Source organism: Nocardia alba NBRC 108234 (assembly GCF_001612665.1).
Classification (GTDB): Bacteria; Actinomycetota; Actinomycetes; order Mycobacteriales; family Mycobacteriaceae; genus Nocardia; species Nocardia alba.
Genome location: NZ_BDAX01000002.1, coordinates 146,792 through 160,842 on the forward strand (window position 1 = coordinate 146,792; position 14,051 = coordinate 160,842).

Here is a 14,051-nt window from a genome sequence, read left to right on the forward strand (position 1 = left end):
CATGAACCTCACCATTCACCAGAGCTATCTGCCCCAGGACGACCCCGACGCCGCACTCGCCTTCTACCGCGACGCGCTCGGCTTCGAGGTCCGCAACGACGTGGGCTACAACGGGATGCGCTGGATCACCGTCGGGCCCACCGGCCAGCCCGATACCTCGATCGTGCTGCACCCGCCCGCCGCCGACCCCGGACTCACCGACGACGAACGTCGCGTGATCAGCGAGATGATGGCCAAAGGCACCTACGCCGGTATCAACCTCGCCACCGACGACCTCGACGGCCTGTTCGAAAAGCTCCAGGCCGGAGAGATCGAGGTCGTCCAGGAACCCACCGATCAGCCCTACGGCGTCCGCGACTGCGCCTTCCGCGACCCCGCCGGAAATATGGTCCGCATCCAGCAGACCAAGTAGCCCACCGCGCCGGTAGATTCGAGGTCCGGCGATGTCGACTGATCGAGGGAGACCCATGAGCACGGCCAACAAGACCGGCACCACCATCGAGCCGGCCGACAGCCACGATGTGATCCGGGTGCACGGCGCCCGCGTGAACAACCTGCGCGATGTGAGCATCGAGATCCCCAAGCGCAGGCTGACCGTCTTCACCGGCGTCTCCGGATCCGGCAAGAGCTCGCTGGTCTTCGGCACCATCGCCGCCGAATCGCAGCGCCTGATCAACGAGACCTACAGCGCGTTCGTGCAGGGTTTCATGCCCAGCCAGGCCCGCCCCGACGTCGACGTCCTCGAAGGGCTCACCACCGCCATCCTCGTCGACCAGTCCCGGCTGGGCGCCGACCCGCGCTCCACGGTCGGCACCGTCACCGACGCCAACGCCATGCTGCGGATCCTGTTCAGCCGCCTCGGCGACCCCCACATCGGGTCCTCGCAGGCGTTCTCGTTCAACGTCGCCTCGATCAGCGGCGCCGGTGCGGTCGAGGTCGAGAAGAACGGTGTCACCGTCAAGGAGCGCCGCAGCTTCGCCATCACTGGCGGCATGTGTCCCACCTGCGAGGGCAAAGGTCAGATCAACGACATCGACCTCACCGAGCTCTACGACGAGAACCTCTCCCTCGACGAGGGCCCGTTCAAGATCCCCGGCTACAGCATGGACGGCTGGATGGGCCGAATCTTCAAGGGCTCCGGCTTCTTCGACCCGGCGAAGCCGATCAAGAAATACACCAAGAAGCAGCTCGCCGACCTGCTGTACAAGGAACCGACCAAGATCAAGGTCGAGGGCATCAACCTCACCTACGAAGGCCTCATTCCCAAACTGCGCAAGTCCATGCTGTCCAAGGACATCGACGCGCTGCAACCGCATGTGCGCGCCTTCGTCGAGCGCGCCGTCACCTTCGGTACCTGCCCCGACTGCGCGGGTACCCGGCTCTCCGCCGCGGCCCGATCCTCGAAGATCAACGGCCGCAGTATCGCCGACGCCTGCGCCATGCAGATCACCGACCTCGCCGAATGGGTCAAGCAGATCGACGACCCGTCGGTGGCGCCGCTGCTGGAATCGCTGCGCCAGACCCTGGACTCGTTCGTCGAGATCGGCCTCGGGTACCTGTCGCTGTCGCGACCTTCGGGCACCCTGTCCGGCGGTGAAGCCCAGCGCGTCAAGATGATTCGCCACCTCGGATCCTCGCTCACCGACGTCACCTACGTCTTCGACGAGCCCACCGCGGGCCTGCACCCCCACGACATCCAACGCATGAACGACCTGCTGCTGCGCCTGCGCGACAAGGGCAACACCGTGCTCGTCGTCGAGCACAAGCCCGAGACGATCGTCATCGCCGACCACATCGTCGACCTCGGGCCCGCCGCGGGGTCCCAGGGCGGCACCATCTGCTTCGAAGGCACCGTCGACGGGCTGCGCGCCAGCGACACCGTCACCGGCCGCCACTTCGACGACCGCGCCTCGGTCAAGGACACGGTGCGACAGTCGACCAGCGCCTTGCAGATTCGCGGCGCCACCGCCAACAACCTCGACAAAGTCGACGTCGATATCCCGCTCGGCATCCTCGTGGCGATCACCGGCGTCGCCGGCTCGGGCAAGAGCTCGCTGGTACACGGCTCGATCCCGCTCGACGAAGGCGTCATCTCCATCGACCAAACCCCGATCAAGGGCTCGCGCCGCAGCAACCCCGCCACCTACACCGGCCTGCTCGACCACATCCGCAAAGCGTTCGCCAAGGCCACCGGAGCCAAACCCGCCCTGTTCAGCGCCAATTCCGAAGGCGCCTGCCCGAACTGCAACGGCGCGGGCGTGGTCTACACCGACCTGGCGATGATGGCCGGCGTCTCGACCGTGTGCGAGGTGTGTGAGGGCAAACGCTTCATGGCCGAAGTCCTCGACTACACCTTCGCGGGCAAGAACATCAGCGACGTGCTCTCGATGCCCGTCGACGAAGCCCGCGAGTTCTTCGGCGACGGCGAAGCACGCACCCCCGCCGCCCACAAGATCCTCACCCACCTCACCGAAGTCGGCCTCGGCTACCTCACCATCGGCCAGCCACTGACCACCCTGTCCGGCGGTGAACGCCAGCGCCTCAAGCTGGCCACCCACATGTCCGACAAAGGCGGGGTCTACATCCTCGACGAACCCACCACCGGCCTGCACCTGGCCGACGTGGAACAGCTCCTCGGCCTACTCGATCGCCTCGTCGACTCCGGCAAGTCCGTCATCGTCGTCGAACACCACCAGGCCGTGATGGCCCACGCCGACTGGATCATCGACCTCGGCCCCGGCGCGGGCCACGACGGCGGCCACATCGTCTTCGAAGGCACCCCCGCCGCCCTCGTCGCGGCCCGCACCACCCTCACCGGCGAACACCTGGCCACCTACGTCGGCGCCTGAACGCACCCTCTCGGCCACGGCCGATGTGATGTATCTCGCCACCTTCCGGTCTGGATCGCACGGTCATAGCCGACCTAGCCTGAGAGTCGCGCGTAGTCGAAAGCGTTTGCACCAGAACATCATTCGGTGCGGAGCGAACGCTGTCGTGCCATCGACAGCTCGCTGATTTCGGCATGCGCGCTCTGCCGTCCCGGGAGGGTCGTTCCTCGCCCGGGCCGACGGCAGAATCCTGGCAAGGAGCTGCATCGTGCCGGTTCGGCGTAAAGACCTCAGTCCCATGATGACTCGCCGTGGGGCCCTCGCCGCGCTGGCATTGCTCAGCGTCGCCGGATGCGGGGGTTCCGTCGCGGCGACCACCAGCCCACCGCACTGGGACTACGACAGCGCCGACGGCCCCGAACACTGGGCCGATCTGGATCGTGGTTTCGCCACCTGCCGAATCGGCCACGCTCAATCACCGATCGACCTCGACAGCGCAATCGAACTGCACCCATCCGAGCACATCGAGATCGACTATCACCCGACTTCCTCGGTGAGTCTGCTGAACAACGGGCACACGATCCAAGCGGTCCTACCGGCGGACTCCGGCAACCGCATCGTCGTCGACCGAACGCCGTTCACCCTGACCCAGTTCCACTTCCATCTGCCCAGCGAGCACACCGTCGACAGCACCGAAACCGCCATGGAACTGCATTTCGTCCACACCGCCGCGTCAGGTCGCCTGGCGGTTCTCGCCGTCCTGCTACACGCGGACCCCGAACCCAACTCGCTGAGCCGAATACTCACCGCCACTCCGAACCGCTCAGGTCTCACCCGGACCGTCGCCACCGTCGACCCCCGCGAGTACCTCCCCAGCGACCTCGACCAATTCCGCTACCAGGGCTCGCTGACCACACCACCGTGCACCGAGGGTGTGGAATGGATCGTGCTGCGCCACCCGGCGCCGGTGGCGATCGCCGACCTCGACAACTATCGCACCCTGTTCCCGCACAGCAACCGCCCCACGCAACCACGCAACGGCCGCCCGGTCGTCCTCGCCGGACCCAACTGAGCACGCGCAGGTCCCGTATTCTGCACCAGCACCCCTGATGACAACGAGAACATGGAGGAGTGAATGCGGCCGTCTGCGCAGCCCGTCTTCGACGCCCACCTCCACATCATCGACCCACGATTCCCCCTGATCCCCAACGACGGCTACCTGCCCGACCCGTTCACCGTCGGTCAGTACCGCGAACGAGTCGGCGGTCTCGGAATCGTCGGCGGAGCGGTGGTTTCGGGCTCCTTCCAGGGATTCGACCAGACCTACCTACGCGACGCCCTGCTCCAACTCGGCCCGACCTATGTCGGGGTCACGCAGGTACCCGCCACCATCACCGACCAGGAGATCATCGACCTCGACGCCGCGGGAGTACGGGCAGTCCGCTTCAACGTCCGACGAGGCGGGTCGGCATCGCCGGCCGAACTGGACCGCCTCGCCCACCGCGTCCACGACATCGCAGGCTGGCACAGCGAGCTCTACATCGACGCCAGAACCCTTCCCGACCTGACACCCACCCTGATGGCACTACCCGCGGTCAGCATCGATCATCTCGGCCTGCACCGCGACGGCGTCGCGCACCTGCTGAAGCTGGTCGAACACGGCACGAAGGTCAAAGCCACCGGATTCGGCCGCATCGACCTCGACCCGGCCGACGTCATGAAAGCCATCCTCGACACCGACCCCACGGCCCTCATGGTCGGCACGGACCTGCCCTCCACTCGCGCCCGGCGCCCCTTCGCCGACCAGGACTTCACCATCATCGCCGAGACCATCGGTCCCGAACACCTCCACGACATCCTCTGGGGAAACGCCGCCACCTTCTACCGGCTGCCGGCCGCGCAGGAGAACTAACCGAACGACACCTGCGGTTGCGGACGAAGGGTGAGGACCTGCTGGGCGACCCCCACCGGGCCACGGATGTCGTGCAGGACAGTGCTTGTCAGCCCCTGTCCGGTGTGGCCGAAGGTGACGGAGGTATCGAGACCGGTCCATTCGCCTTCGGGCTGTCGATACAGATGCAGCGTCAGGTCCAGGTTCGGGAACATCCACTTGGTGGGCTCTTGGCGCACCGCGATGCCGTTCGCGGTGTCGACCAACGCGATATAGGAAGCCAGGGGATCGACCGATTCCGCGGACACCAGACCCATCGGGGAACGCACCCACGCGGTGGTCCGCCCGGGTTGCGCGAGACCCACCGGACGCGTGTCGAGGGACGCTATATAGCCGCCCGGCCACACCGAGGTCAGCGGCCAGGAAGGCAACGACTCAGGAGCGGGTAACCGCTCGGGCTCCCCGCCTGCGACACCGGCGGTGTCCTGGGCACTCAGAAACCACGCACGGGCCGAGACGACGCTGCGTCCGCCGATGATGACGGTCGCCTCGACCAGTTCGATGGTGCGACCCGGACGGATGGTCCCGATCTCGATATCGAACTCCTCGAACGCGATCCGGCCCAGGATGTCGAAGCTGATCCGGCTCATGACCAACGCGGGGCGTTGCTCGTCGGCGCGTGTTCGCCCCATCTCGTGGACGATCAGCCCACCGAGCGGGCTGAAGTGCTGTTCGGCGGTGTCCCAGGCGCCACCCGCATGGGTGGTCGGCACGAAGCGGTGAGCACCGACCCGATGGAAGTAGGACGCGTGTTCGATGCCGCTTTCGGCTATCAGGGATTGCGATTCGAAGACGTCGCGGAACGCTCCGACATCGCGAAAGCTACGCTCTACCACTACTTCCCGAGCAAAGACGCGCTGGTATCCGCCGCCCTGGAGAAGCTGACCGCCGATGTGCTGGCCCATCTGGGCAACGCGCTCGACGCCACCGCCGACCGACCCGCGCCCGAGCAGCTGCGCTCCCTGATCTCCGAGCAGCTGCGCGTCCTGACGGTGCTCTACCCGGAAGTGGGCACCCTCTTCTCCTTCCCCGCGCCATGGCCGGACGAGCACGGTGAATCCGTCAAGACCATGCGCCGACGCCACGATCGAATCTTCCGCGAGGTCGTCGACCGCGGCATCGCGTCCGGCGAACTGGACTGCCCGGACCCCTCCGTAGCGCTGCACTGCCTGCACGGGATCTTGAATCATGCCTCGATTTGGCTGCGCCCCGCCGCGGACCCCGAGGGGCGAACCCGCGAGGCCGTCGTCGACGAATCCATGCGACTGTTCATCCGAGCCTGACCGCTGCCCGGCGATCTCCGCACCTCAGCGGCGGGGGAGTAGGCCGAGAGTGAGATGGCGGAACACATCGTCCCGTCTGCACCCAGCTCACCGGCCGTAACGAAACAGTACGCCACCGAGTTCTACCAAACCCGTTGCTGGTCACCGACACTCGATCCCGGACTTCTGACTGTTAAGTCCCACCAAATACCGGGTACCGTATCGGACCGACCCCTCGAGTCCGTATCCTCACCTGGACCGCGCCCCGGCGCGCGGCCCCGGAAACAGAGGTTGAACACAGCGAATGGCTATATCTGACGTCGAGGCGTACACACATCTCACGCCGACCGACATCGAAGAGTTCGGGCAACGCCTGGACACGTTGCGTAAACAGATCGAATCCAGTCTGGGCGAACGCGACGCGAAATACATCAAGACAGTCATCCGCGTTCAGCGAGCGTGCGAGTTGGCCGCCCGGCTGGTGCTGCTCGACTCGGGTCGAAAAAGCAGTTGGTGGTGGGGGACAGGCCTGCTCACGCTGTCGAAAGTGCTCGAGAACATGGAAATCGGGCACAACGTCATGCACGGTCAGTGGGATTGGATGAACGATCCGGAAATCCACTCCACGACCTGGGAATGGGACCATTCCATGCCCGCCGCCCATTGGAAGGAAGCGCACAACTACCGCCACCACGTTTTCACCAATGTGCTCGGAATGGACCCCGACGAAGGATACGGGCTGCTCCGCATCACCCGTGACCGCCGCTGGCGCCCGTACCACCTGGGCAACTTCGTCTACCTCGTCCCGGTGTCGCTGCTGTACGAGCTGGGCATGTGCGTGTACCACCTGGAGATCCCGCGCGTACTGGCAGGAAAGAAGGACAAGAAGCAGTTCCGGCAGGCGCGCGACGAAATCGTCCAGAAGGCAGGTAAGCAGCTGCTCAAGGACTACGTGATCTTCCCGGCGGTGACCGGACGGAACTGGAAATCGACGATCCGCGCGAACGCCACCGCCAATATCACCAAGAACGTGTGGGAGCAGATCATCACCTTCTGCGGGCATTTCCCCGACGGTGCGGAGAAATTCACCAAGCGTGATATCGAGGGCGAGACCCGCGGCGAATGGTATTTGCGCCAGTACCTGGGCAGCGCCAACATCGAAGTAGGTCCCCTGATGCGCATCCTCACCGGGACGCTCAGTCATCAGATCGAACATCACCTGTTCCCGGATCTGCCGAGCAACCGGCTTCCCGAAATCCAACGTGAAGTTCGCAAACTCGCGGCCGAATATCGCCTCCCGTACACCACCGGGAGCCTCGTGCGCCAATACGCTCTGACCCTGCGTACGATTGCCAAACTGTCACTGCCGGATCAGTACCTCACCGCCGACGCCGACAATGCCCCGGAAACCAGCTCCGAAAAGGCAGACGAATCCCGTCGACTCACCCCAGTATTGGTCTGATCCTCGTCGCATGCCGCATCACCGATTCAGGTGATGCGGCAAGCGAGCCCCCGAACCCTACTTCGTTTTGTCACAGTGACGAATTGCCAGTGGGGAAGTGGGAGGGGGAGTGTCAGGCCACAGGGGGTCGGATGGTTTTACCGGGAATACGGGACCGGACCCGCCGAAATGCAATCCAGTGCGAAGCGTCATCAAACGGCCAACTCGAGGCAATTACCTGGATTTCGTCGATTTCTTCCCAGCGTCTCGAGATGTGGCGAATTGACCACGCGCACAACACACCGAAGGGCGACGCACGGCGACAACGCTGCGGAGCGGCAGAGACTGCCGGCCAGCATGCGATGCGCTGCGGCATGCACCGCAAAATCTGAGCAAAAACCCCTTCCGGCAGGTCGCCTTCAAACGCCGATAATGCACATTATGTCAAGTAACCGGTGTTTCGGCGGCCAGCACGGCTGCGAGACCTTCTTGCAGGTCCCGGACGAAGTGCTCGGGAACCTCCAGCGAGGCGAAATGTCCCCCGCGCTCGGGTGATCGCCAGCGGACGATCTGTCGGTAGCGTTGCTCGGCCCAGGGCCGCGGGCACTTCGCGATGTCGCGTGGGTATGTGGTGATCGCCGACGGGACATCGACGCGAAGTTCGGGGTCGAGCGAGTTGTGGCTCTCGTAGTAGATGCGAGCCGCCGACGCGCCGGTCCGTGTCAGCCAGTACAGGGTGACATTGTCGAGGATGCGGTCGATGGACATTGTCTCGAACGGGCTGTCCTCGGTGTCTGTCCACTCGGCGAACTTGTCGAGTATCCAGGCGAGAAGTCCCACCGGTGAGTCGACGAGCGAGTAGCCGATGGTCTGCGGTCGGGTTGCCTGCTGTTTCGCGTAGGCCGCGCGGTGGCGCCAGAAGTGATGGGTTTCCTCGGTCCATGCGCGCTCGGTCGTGGTCAGTCCGTCGGTCGCCAGCCCGGGCGGCGCTTCGGCGAATGTCGAGTGGATTCCGAGAACGTGCGCCGCAAATCTGCCGCCGAGAATCGTGGTGATATTGCCGCCCCAGTCTCCGCCGTGGGCAACGAACTTCGGGTAACCGAGCCTTCCCATGAGTTCCACCCAGGCGGCCGCGATCTTCTCGGTTCCCCACCCGGTGGTCGCCGGTCGGTCGCTGTAGCCGAAGCCCGGGAGCGACGGGACGACGACGTGGAATGCCGGAGCCTGCGGGTCTTTCGGATCTGCCAGGTCGTCGACGATATCGATGAACTCGGCGATGCTGCCCGGCCATCCGTGCGTCAGGATCAGCGCGGTGGCATCGGCGCGCGGGGATCGGCGGTGCAGGAAGTGGATTCCCAGATCGTCGATGGTCGTGCGGAACTGGCCGATTCGGTTGAGGCGCTCCTCGAACGCCCGCCAGTTGTACTCGGTGCGCCAATAGTTCACGACGTCGACGAGGTCGGCGAGTGGAACGCCCTGGTCCCATCGGCGCGGGTCGGGCGCGGCGCGGTAGACCGTCTCGGCTTCTGGTAGTCGCGCCGCGGTCAGTCGCGCGCGCAGGTCGGCGAGGTCGGCGTCGGGCGCGTGGGCTTCGAATGCTTGGACGTCGCTGTTGGTGGTGGGCATGAGACCTCCTGAAAATCGCGGAACCGTCTTAGCTGGTTCTAACACGACCGTAGGTCGGTCGGCAACCAGCTATGGTGGTTCCATGCATGCCGGATTCCCCGACTTCCGCCTCGGCAACGTGCTGACCACCAGCTTCACGGCGACGCTGACCGAGCGCGCCGGCGACCCGGTGGAACGCATGCCCACGCCGCAGCGACTCGTCGACTGGCTGGCGGTGAACGGGTTGGTCGTGAACTCCTGCACCACCGCCCAGTTCGAACTCGCTCGAGAATTGCGCGAAGCTCTCCATGCCGCCGCGACGGCGACCGCGATGCGCGACACTCCCCCAGCGTCCGCTGTCCACCTCATCAACGCACGCAGCGTTCAGGGTCGGGCGTCGGCGATCCTGACGCCCGAGGGCAATCGGTACTGGCGACTCGACCCCGATTCCGCGGTCGAGGATGCCCTCGGCGTCATCGCCGCCGACGCGATCGGCATCCTCGCCGGCGAACGAGACGGACGATGGGCTCTGTGCGCATCACCGACCTGCCGAGCCGCCTTCTTCGACACCAGCCGAAGCCGCACTCGCAGATGGTGTGACATGAACACGTGCGGCAATCGCGAGAAGAAGGCGCGCTTCAATGCCAATCAGCACAAGAACGTGGGCACGTGATCGGAACTGGTACGGCAATCCCCTAGCGCTGCCTTACGTCTCGCGGGCCGCGAGACGCGCGAGCAGCCGATCTCCCCCGGCGCCGAAACGGTCGTCGAAATCGCGCGCGAGTTCGACGACCTGCAAGGCTGCGAAGCTGCGCTCGTCGAGCTCGGGATCAGCGTCGTCGGCGGAGTGCAACCAGATCCACACGTCATTTCCGGCGGCGTCGCGAAACTCGCCGCCCGCCCGCATCTGCTGGATCGCACGCACGATCCGGTTCTCGTAGTGCCGCCGCAGGATGGCGGTGCAGGCATCCGCGTCCTGCTCTTGTCCCGCCCCGTCGATGGTCGGGTGTGTATCGGAGAGCGCCCAGATCGCGCTCGTGACTCGCCCTGGTGCGGCATCGTCGGAGTCTTTGGCGAACAGCGGCCACTCCGACGGACTCCAGGCCCACTCCGCCTTCTCCGCGTTCGACCCCGTACGCCCAGCGACCCACGTCGCGCCGACTCCGGCAACGAAGAATCCGGTGAGGTCTTCGACCATGCCGCAGGCCATCATCGCGAGCGAGTCGTCTGCGTCGCGCAGCTCCGCGAGGCAGACTCGGAGCGTGTGGAGGATCGCCGCGTCGAGACGGGCAAAGTCGAACACGGGCTCACCCTAACACCGGCGGACAGGGCGGCTCCCCGCCGTCGGCTCCCGCGATGAGCCCATGCCGTGCGCCCGGGCCGGTCGGTCGGGGTCGTGTTCAGATGCCGAAACCGCCGGACACCGACAGTTGCTGGCCGGTGATGTATCCGGCCTGTTCGGAGGCCAGGAACACGCAGGCGGCGCTGATGTCGGCGGCCGTGCCCCACCTCTTCATCGGCACGAGGCGGCGGGCTTCGGCCTCCCAGGCCTCGTCGACCACGCCCGTGGCCTTCAGTTCGAGGAACATGCCCGCCTCGACAACGCCTACCAGTACTGAATTGGCCCGGATGTTGTGTCTGCCTTCCTCTTTCGCGATGCCGCGGACCAGTGCCTCGTTGGCGGCTTTGGGCAGCACGGAGAGACCGTCGAGCCGGGGCCACCATCGGTCGCCGGCGGAACCGAGGTGGATCACCGAGCCGCCGCCGTGTTCGCGCAGATGCGGGAGCACGGCGTGCACGGCCGTGAACATGCCGAGGGTCTCCACCTCGATCGACTGGCGGTAGCGGTCGGGATCGGTGTCGGCGAGGGTGATCTGGTCGACAACCGGGCCGACGCCCCAGACGAGTGTGCGGATGCGCCCGTACTCGCCGATCACCTCGGCGATCACCCGGTCGACGGCGGCCGCGTCGCAGACATCGACCTGGTGGGCGCTTGCCCGCACGCCGAGCGCGCGCAGTTCGGCCACGGTGGTGTCGGCGACGGACTGGTTGTTTCGGTAGCAGATCGCTACGTCACCGCCGGCGCGCGCGAAGTCGGCGGCGACGGCTCGGCCGAGGCCGCCACTGCCACCGAATACCAGCGTCACACCATCGAGAAGGGTTAGTTGCATCATGGGGGAAAGCTAGCGCTGCCTCGTCGTTCATCACATCCGTGGGTCCCGCACAGCGGGAGCCACGGTCAGCAGAGCGATCTTCGGCACGCCCAGCTCTTACTGCGTGATCCGGGTGGCGTCATCGAGTGGTCGGGTGATCGCCCACAGCTGGCGGAATGTGCACGTCGCGATTTTCCAGTGCCCGTCCTGCACCTGGTATTCGTCGGCGTACTCGCCGGTGGCGACGGTTTCGGTGCGCTCGATCAGGTTGACCTGACGGAAACGCAGCGTCCATCGGCCGCTCGCGGTGCCGTCTTCGCCCACGGTGATGTCGGGGTGCACGCCGTGGTGCATGTCGAGGATCACGTTCTTGCCGTCCACCTGCTGGAGCGCGATCGACGCGAAGACCGCGGCCATGCCGTCGGCGTCGGTGACACCGAGTTCGCCGTAGTCCAGCACCGAGCCGACCGCGACGAAACAGTCGCGGAAGCCGACCGGATCTTTGGCGTCGCAGGCACGGAAGTAGCGGTGCTTGAGCGCGGTGATCGACTCGATCGCCGTGGACCGTGCGAGGTGCCGTGCGAGGTGCCGTGCGAGGTCGGCGGCGTGCGGAGTAGCGGTCATGGAGCTCCTTGGTCGAATCGACGGATCAGAGGTGCGGGAGCTCGACATGGCCGGTGGGCGTCCGCTTCCGCTCCTATGTCCCGCGGCCGCCACGGTACGGCCGGTACGAGGTCAGCACGTGCCGGTCGTCCCGCTCATCGGGAACGCGTTCGGATCTGTGTACCGATCTCAGGGATGGTTGATGTCGGGAATGATGACCTCGGGCTTGAAGGTGACTTTGTAGTGGTAACGGCTCGCTTCGGCCGCCTCCAACTGTTCGACGAAGTAGCTCACGTTGCCCGAGAGCCCGAGAAAGTGTTTCTTGTATTCGTCATCTCCGGTCTTGCAGGTCACTTCGAGCTGGTGATTCTCGTCCTTGATCGAGCACTTGCCCTCGATGGACAGCAGGTACTTGTCGCTGATCCCGTTGAAGAACACCACGCGACGGTGGATCTTGAACTGGTCCGCATCCTTGGACAGATTCTTCGACGCCACGTCGGCGTCGCTCGAGCATCCGGTTACCACGATGGCACCCGTTAACACGGCCGCGACAGCGGCGGTCAGCTTCTTGGTCATTCCCCCACCTCATTCGGTCTTTCTTCGAACCATCATGAGCCTCAGCGATCGAGACCGCCACTGTCGCCAGGGATTCCCGCCCAGGTCAGGTCGCGCCACGGCGCAGTAGAAGCTCACCCACCGGGCGATCGTGCTCGATCGGCTGTGCGGGACGCACAAACTATCTGGACTCAGATTGTCCGAGTCAGGACGTGGGGGTACCAGCGGCAGATGCCGAGGGCGAAGCGCAGGTCGAAGGTGTCGGTGTCGACGGCGATGCCGTAGCGACCGGTGACCTGTTGGATGCGGTACTGGACGGTGTTGCGGTGGACGTCGAGGACGCGGGCGGTGCGGGAGTAGCTGGCGCCTTCGGCGAGGAATACGGCGAGGGTGTTGCGCAGGAGTTTCGCCTTGGCGCCGTCGCGGGCCAGCGGGCCGAGGACGCGGTGGACGAGGTCGGTCAGCTCGTCCGGGTCGTCGGACAGCAGTGCGAAGGGGGCGATCGTGTCGTAGTGGACGACGGCGGGTGCGGTCTCCCCGGCCGAGACGACCAGTGTCTTGGCTCGGGCGGCGCTGCGGGCCGAGCGCCGGAATCCGGGCAGCCCGTCGCCGACCGGACCGAGCGCGACCCGCACGGGCAACCCGGCGGCTTCGAGCTGTGCGGTGAGTTCCTGCACCGGGCCGGGTTCCCCGGCCGGAAACCAGAGACACAGGGCACGGTCCCCCGATGCCGCGACCAGTTCGCGTCCGCCGGCCCGCATCGCCGACGACAGCAGCTGTCGGGCCTGCTCGAGCGCGCGCACAGCGTCCGCGCCGGTGACCGTCGACCACACTTCGACCGCGTGGTGCCGCTGGTCGAGTCGGTAGCCCAGCACCTCTTCGGCGGCCGAGACGTCGACGTCGTCGTTGTCGAGCAGGCGCGTGATCCACTGCTGGCGTGCGGCCTGTCGACTGCTGAGCCAGCGATCTCGTTCCGCCTCGTAGATCCGGCCCATCGATGAGTTGAGCCGATCCAGGTAGGTTCCCGCGAACTCGAGAAGCTCCGCGATCCGGGCGGGCTGATCGGGGCCGGGAACGGCGAGGACGAGTCCGATCGCCGCGTCGAGGACCCGATACTGGCCCAGCCCGTAGGCGCGCAGCAGGATTGTCAGCGGCACACCGCGCCGGGCCAGCCGTTGGGCGTAGGCGGCGGCGCCGGGGGGCGGGCCGACGGTGGCCGGGTCGATGTTGTTGGCCAGCACGTACTGCACGGCGGCGATGTTCTCGGCGATGCTGGCGGCTCGCATCTCGGCCAGATCGGCGGCGACGTCGTTGAGCGGGATCATCTGCTCGGTCACCTGGATGAGTTCGTCGGTGATGGCGTCGACGCGTGGGCCGAGTGCCTGTCCGACCCACACCAGGGATCCGTATGCCGTCACTCGCACGTCCATCTGTTGAACAAAAACTGTCGATCACATTGTGCCATCCGCACAAATTCCGGGCGGATTCGGTCTCGGCGCCGACAAACAAACTGGTCAGGTGGTCGTGACAGCGTGACATGTGATGTCATGGTCGCCGAACGCCCCGATATCGACTCCTTCTTGCTTGTTCGACACAGGTCCGCCCAGGTAGGCCGAATCCGACAGGGTTCGTGGGTCATCGCAGAGCTGTGGG

At 65.7% G+C, this 14,051-nt stretch carries 14 protein-coding genes; 7 read left to right on the top strand and 7 right to left on the bottom strand.

Annotated elements, in window-relative coordinates; genetic code table 11:
- Position 1: 1 nt before the first annotated feature.
- The 4 genes from NA12_RS02425 (at position 2) to NA12_RS02440 (ending at position 4,740) form a co-directional block, all read left to right on the top strand.
- Complete coding sequence (locus NA12_RS02425) at positions 2-412, top strand: VOC family protein (RefSeq protein ID WP_067447340.1); 411 nt, start codon at positions 2-4, stop codon at positions 410-412.
- Between the two features lie 55 nt (positions 413-467).
- Positions 468-2,849, top strand: a complete 2,382-nt coding sequence (locus NA12_RS02430; RefSeq protein WP_067445483.1) for an ATP-binding cassette domain-containing protein — start codon at positions 468-470, stop codon at positions 2,847-2,849.
- A gap of 247 nt (positions 2,850-3,096) precedes the next feature.
- Positions 3,097-3,900 carry a carbonic anhydrase gene (locus NA12_RS02435; RefSeq protein WP_243654881.1) on the top strand — a complete coding sequence of 268 codons (804 nt, stop codon included), beginning with the start codon at positions 3,097-3,099 and terminating at the stop codon, positions 3,898-3,900.
- 63 nt (positions 3,901-3,963) lie between these two features.
- Positions 3,964-4,740 (top strand): amidohydrolase family protein, encoded by a 777-nt coding sequence (locus NA12_RS02440; RefSeq protein ID WP_067445488.1) that lies wholly within the window; start codon positions 3,964-3,966, stop codon positions 4,738-4,740.
- Here NA12_RS02440 and NA12_RS02445 read toward each other — a convergent pair.
- Entirely contained in the window at positions 4,737-5,492 is a 756-nt protein-coding gene (locus tag NA12_RS02445) for a thioesterase family protein (protein ID WP_243654882.1), read from the bottom strand. The two genes, NA12_RS02440 and NA12_RS02445, sit on opposite strands and share 4 nt — an antisense overlap.
- Here NA12_RS02445 and NA12_RS02450 point away from each other — a divergent pair.
- Entirely contained in the window at positions 5,478-6,062 is a 585-nt protein-coding gene (locus NA12_RS02450; RefSeq protein ID WP_243654883.1) for a TetR/AcrR family transcriptional regulator, read from the top strand. The genes NA12_RS02445 and NA12_RS02450 overlap by 15 nt on opposite strands.
- Before the next feature lie 283 nt (positions 6,063-6,345).
- Positions 6,346-7,503: a fatty acid desaturase family protein gene (locus NA12_RS02455; protein WP_067445492.1), complete on the top strand. Its 1,158-nt coding sequence runs from the start codon at positions 6,346-6,348 to the stop codon at positions 7,501-7,503.
- Positions 7,504-7,926: 423 nt separating this feature from the next.
- Here the strand turns inward: NA12_RS02455 and NA12_RS02460 are convergent, their stop codons facing one another.
- Positions 7,927-9,108, bottom strand: coding sequence for an epoxide hydrolase family protein (locus NA12_RS02460; RefSeq protein WP_067445495.1), 1,182 nt, complete (start codon positions 9,106-9,108; stop codon positions 7,927-7,929).
- A gap of 82 nt (positions 9,109-9,190) precedes the next feature.
- Here NA12_RS02460 and NA12_RS02465 point away from each other — a divergent pair, with 82 nt between their 5' ends.
- Positions 9,191-9,760, top strand: a complete 570-nt coding sequence (locus NA12_RS02465) for a CGNR zinc finger domain-containing protein (RefSeq protein WP_067445498.1) — start codon at positions 9,191-9,193, stop codon at positions 9,758-9,760.
- A 33-nt stretch (positions 9,761-9,793) separates the two neighbouring features.
- Here NA12_RS02465 and NA12_RS02470 read toward each other — a convergent pair whose 3' ends face one another.
- The 5 genes from NA12_RS02470 to NA12_RS02490 all read right to left on the bottom strand — a co-directional run bounded on the left by NA12_RS02470 (position 9,794) and on the right by NA12_RS02490 (position 13,828).
- Entirely contained in the window at positions 9,794-10,390 is a 597-nt protein-coding gene (locus tag NA12_RS02470) for a hypothetical protein (RefSeq protein WP_067445500.1), read from the bottom strand.
- A gap of 97 nt (positions 10,391-10,487) precedes the next feature.
- Entirely contained in the window at positions 10,488-11,261 is a 774-nt protein-coding gene (locus tag NA12_RS02475; protein ID WP_132369840.1) for an SDR family NAD(P)-dependent oxidoreductase, read from the bottom strand.
- A 96-nt stretch (positions 11,262-11,357) separates the two neighbouring features.
- Positions 11,358-11,864, bottom strand: a complete 507-nt coding sequence (locus NA12_RS02480) for a nuclear transport factor 2 family protein (RefSeq protein WP_084472305.1) — start codon at positions 11,862-11,864, stop codon at positions 11,358-11,360.
- 168 nt (positions 11,865-12,032) lie between these two features.
- The gene (locus NA12_RS02485; RefSeq protein WP_067445502.1) at positions 12,033-12,419 is read right to left on the bottom strand and encodes a beta-sandwich lipoprotein; all 387 of its coding nucleotides are present in this window, start codon (positions 12,417-12,419) and stop codon (positions 12,033-12,035) included.
- 170 nt (positions 12,420-12,589) lie between these two features.
- A complete protein-coding gene (locus NA12_RS02490; RefSeq protein WP_067445504.1) occupies positions 12,590-13,828 on the bottom strand; it encodes a PucR family transcriptional regulator in 1,239 nt (412 codons plus the stop codon).
- Positions 13,829-14,051: the final 223 nt, after the last annotated feature.

Bases quoted from the DNA above. Each gene is read 5' to 3' on its own strand.
- NA12_RS02425 (WP_067447340.1), top strand. From the start codon at position 2: ATGAACCTCACCATTCACCAGAGCTATCTGCCCCAGGACGACCCCGAC.
- NA12_RS02430 (WP_067445483.1), top strand. From the start codon at position 468: ATGAGCACGGCCAACAAGACCGGCACCACCATCGAGCCGGCCGACAGC.
- NA12_RS02440 (WP_067445488.1), top strand. From the start codon at position 3,964: ATGCGGCCGTCTGCGCAGCCCGTCTTCGACGCCCACCTCCACATCATC.
- NA12_RS02450 (WP_243654883.1), top strand. From the start codon at position 5,478: ATGGGTGGTCGGCACGAAGCGGTGAGCACCGACCCGATGGAAGTAGGA.
- NA12_RS02455 (WP_067445492.1), top strand. From the start codon at position 6,346: ATGGCTATATCTGACGTCGAGGCGTACACACATCTCACGCCGACCGAC.
- NA12_RS02460 (WP_067445495.1), bottom strand. From the start codon at position 9,108: ATGCCCACCACCAACAGCGACGTCCAAGCATTCGAAGCCCACGCGCCC.
- NA12_RS02465 (WP_067445498.1), top strand. From the start codon at position 9,191: ATGCATGCCGGATTCCCCGACTTCCGCCTCGGCAACGTGCTGACCACC.
- NA12_RS02475 (WP_132369840.1), bottom strand. From the start codon at position 11,261: ATGATGCAACTAACCCTTCTCGATGGTGTGACGCTGGTATTCGGTGGC.
- NA12_RS02480 (WP_084472305.1), bottom strand. From the start codon at position 11,864: ATGACCGCTACTCCGCACGCCGCCGACCTCGCACGGCACCTCGCACGG.
- NA12_RS02485 (WP_067445502.1), bottom strand. From the start codon at position 12,419: ATGACCAAGAAGCTGACCGCCGCTGTCGCGGCCGTGTTAACGGGTGCC.
- NA12_RS02490 (WP_067445504.1), bottom strand. From the start codon at position 13,828: ATGGACGTGCGAGTGACGGCATACGGATCCCTGGTGTGGGTCGGACAG.